The sequence below is a fragment of the Nocardiopsis sp. NPDC006832 genome (genome assembly GCF_040635885.1).
GTDB lineage: Bacteria > Actinomycetota > Actinomycetes > Streptosporangiales > Streptosporangiaceae > Nocardiopsis.
This window is the reverse complement of sequence record NZ_JBEYLC010000130.1, coordinates 1-3479: the sequence shown is the minus strand read 5'-3', so window position 1 is coordinate 3479 and position 3479 is coordinate 1. Positions and strand designations below refer to the sequence as shown.

At 70.3% G+C, this 3479-nt stretch carries 3 protein-coding genes; 1 reads left to right on the top strand and 2 read right to left on the bottom strand.

Annotation, left to right across the window (positions count from 1 at the left end; genetic code table 11):
* Positions 1 to 348: 348 nt before the first annotated feature.
* Complete coding sequence (locus ABZ717_RS28470; protein ID WP_358516327.1) at positions 349 to 843, top strand: Lrp/AsnC family transcriptional regulator; 495 nt, start codon at positions 349 to 351, stop codon at positions 841 to 843.
* Between the two features lie 12 nt (positions 844 to 855).
* Here ABZ717_RS28470 and ABZ717_RS28465 read toward each other — a convergent pair whose 3' ends face one another.
* Positions 856 to 2529, bottom strand: a complete 1674-nt coding sequence (locus ABZ717_RS28465; protein WP_358516325.1) for a phospho-sugar mutase — start codon at positions 2527 to 2529, stop codon at positions 856 to 858.
* Between the two features lie 81 nt (positions 2530 to 2610).
* Positions 2611 to 3408: a purine-nucleoside phosphorylase gene (locus ABZ717_RS28460; protein WP_358516322.1), complete on the bottom strand. Its 798-nt coding sequence runs from the start codon at positions 3406 to 3408 to the stop codon at positions 2611 to 2613.
* Positions 3409 to 3479 lie beyond the last annotated feature (71 nt).

Here is a 3479-nt window from a genome sequence, read left to right as displayed (position 1 = left end):
AGTTACGACAAATAGCACCGAAATGGCCGATTCGGCGAGAAAATATGTCTGATTCAGGACACCGCGGTGTAGTTACCGACCAGTCGGGGGAAACCCACCACTCATCCCGCGCGTCAACCATGAGTACAGTCGATCGTCCACCAACGCGTTCGCCGCTTGGTGATTCGCACAAGAGTTCCGGAGCGCATCCCCCGTCCCCCGACCCTCATCGCCCGAACCCGCGCCCGTATCTCGCCGACTGAGATTTCAATGGACGAGAACAACGTTCACCTGGTATTTCCTTAGCTCCCTGTCAACGTTGACAGCAAGGAGCCGAGCACTACGACAAGAGCACACGAGGAGCACGCAATGGCCATGGGCGACCAGCGCAGGAACGGCCGGCGGCCGGACTCGACCGACCAGACCATCCTGAGCGCTCTCGCCAAGGACGCTCGAACCGGCATCACGGAGATCGCCGCACTGGCCAACGTCTCCCGCGCGACGGCCTACAACCGGATCAAGCGGCTCACCGATGAAGGCGTCATCCGCGGCTACTCCGTGGTGACCGACCACTCCAAGATGGGTCTGGGCGTCACCGCGCTCGTGCTCATCTCCGGCAGCCAGCCCGACTGGCGCGCCAACCGGGAGATCCTCTCCTCCTACCCGGAGATCGAGTACTGCTGGTACGTGGTCGGATCCGCCGACATCGTCCTGCTCGTCCGGGTCGCCAACACCAACCAGTTGCGCGATCTGATCCTGACCCGGCTCCAGGCGCTCCCCGGAGTCACCTCGACCCAGACCCTCACCGTCATAGACGAGGTCGTACACCGCCCCGTCGTCGAACCCACCGAGGACGCGGAGTGAACCCCGCCCCGATCATCCCCTGACCACTTCGGCGACCGAGGCCATCAGCTCGGACAGCACCTTCGAGCCCTGCGCGCGGATGGCCGCGACGTCGCCCCCGACCCCCGACACCACCTCGGCGTAGGCCTTCAGCTTGGGTTCGGTACCCGAGGGGCGCAGCGTGACCCGCCCCCACACCGCGCCCTGGAGTTCGAAGCGCAGCGCGTCCGTCGGCGGCAGCCCCTCGTGACCGCCGGCGAAGTCGACGACCCCCGACACCTTCAAGGGACCGAACGCGGTGGGCGGTTCGGCGCGCAACCGCCGCATCGCCGCGGAGATCTCCGACAGGTCCCGCACCCGCACCGAGAGCTGATCACTCAGGTGCAGGCCGAACTCGCGGGCCTGCTCGTCGATCAGGTCCAGGAGGGTTCGCCCTTCGCGCTTGGCCGTCGCGGCCAGGGCCATCGCCATCAGCGCGGCACCGATCCCGTCCTTGTCCGCGACCGGCCTCCCGGTGTCGCCGCCCACGCAGTAGCCCAGGGCCTCCTCGTAGGAGAACACCCGCCGCTGTCCCGGCGCGCCGGCCCTGGCCAGCCACTTGAACCCGGTGAGGGTCTCCTCGTAGTGCACGCCACGGGCGCGGGCGATCTTCTCCAGCAGGCTGGAGGAGACGATGGAGGTGGCCACGACCCGTTCGGCACCGTTGGTGTGGTCGAGGACGTACCGCGCGAGCAGCCCGCCCACCTCGTTGCCGGTGAGCATCCCGTATCCGGGGACCCCCAGGGCGAGCCGGTCGGCGTCGGGGTCGTTGGCCACGATCAGGTCCGCGCCGGTCCGCTCGCCCAGGGCCAACGCCAGATCCATGGCGCCGGGTTCCTCCGGGTTGGGGAAGTCCACCGTGGGGAAGGCGGGGTCGGGTTCGAACTGTTCGGCGACCACCGTGGGGGCGACGAACCCGGCGCGACGGGCCGCCTCCACCAGCACCCGGCCGCCCACACCGTGCATGGCCGTATAGACCACCGACAGGTCCCGGTCCCGGCCCAGGGGCAGCGCGGTGACCGCGTCCAGATAGCGCTCCAGCGCCTCGGGTCCCAACACCGTCCAGTCCCGCCCCGACGGCAGGTCGCCCACGGGACCGACCGCGTCGATGGCGGCGGAGATCTCTGCGTCCACCGGGGAGACGATCTGGCTGCCGGCGTCGTCCCCGGGACCGCCCACGTACACCTTGTAGCCGTTGTCCTTGGGCGGGTTGTGGCTGGCGGTGACCACGATCCCCGCGTCCGCGCCCAGGTCGCGCAGGGTGTACGCGAGCACCGGGGTGGGCAACGGCTCCGCCAGCAAGGACACGCGGTGACCGGCCCCGGTGAGGACGGCGGCGCTGTCGTGGGCGAAGTCCGCCGACCGGTACCGGGCGTCGTAACCGATCACCACGTGCTTGCCGCCCTTCCCCAGCCAGGATGCGATGCCCGCGGCGGCGCGCATGACCACCACCCGGTTCATCCGGTTGGGCCCGGCCCCGAGCTCACCGCGCAGACCGGCCGTGCCGAACTCCAGCTTGGTGGCGAACCGGTCCCCCAGGTCGGCCAGGGCGGCGTCGTCCCCGGTCTCGGCTCGGACGATCAGGTCGGACAGTTCGTCCCGGGTGACGGGGTCCGGGTCCTGGGCGTACCAGTCCCGGGCCCGGGCGAGGAGTTCGGTGGCGGTCAAGGCAGAACCTTCCGGATGGAGCCGCTGATGGTGGGGCGTGCCGATGATCTCGCCCGCGGTGCCGCGGGCGAGATCGTTCGGTCAGACCTTGGCGACGATGTCGGCCAGCACGCGACCGACGGCCTGGGCGGAGTCGCGTCCGGTCGCCAGGACCTCCTGGTGGTCGAGGTTGGCGCCCTCCAGACCCGCGGCGATGTTGGTGACCAGGGACAGGCCGAGCACCTGGGCGCCGGCCGCGCGGGCGGCGATGGCCTCCAGCACGGTGGACATACCGACCAGGTCGGCGCCCAGGGCCCGGAGCATGCGGACCTCGGCGGGCGTCTCGAAGTGCGGGCCGGGCATGGCCGCGTAGACGCCCTCGCGCAGGTCCGGGACCACGTCATGGGCGATCGCGCGCAGTTCGGGGCTGTAGGTCCGGCTCAGGTCGACGAAGTCGGCACCGGACAGCGGCGACTTCGCGGTCATGTTGATGTGGTCGGAGAGCAGCACCGGGGAACCGACGGCGTAGTCGGTGTTGATGCCGCCCGCGGCGTTGGTGAGCACGATCTTGCGGGCCCCGGCGGCGACGGCGGTGCGCACACCGTGCACGACGGAGTCGGTTCCGTGGCCCTCGTACAGGTGGGTGCGGCCCAAGAACGCGAGGATGTTCCGGTCGCCGTCACCGATGGAGCGAATGGTGCCGCTGTGGCCGTCCACGGCCGGTTTCAGGAAACCGTGCAGCTCCGAGGAGGGCAGCTCGTGCTCGGCGTCGCCGAGCAGGTCGGCGGCGGGCGCCCACCCCGAGCCCATCACCAGGGCGATGTCGTAGCCGTCCACACCGGTACGTTCACGCAATTCGGTTGCGGCCTGCTCGGCGGCGGCCTGGGGTGTGCGAGTCACTGCGGGTTCTCCGTTCGTCGGTGGTCTGCGGCGTGGGGGGGGGGGGGCGGCGGCGGGGGGGGGGGGGGGGG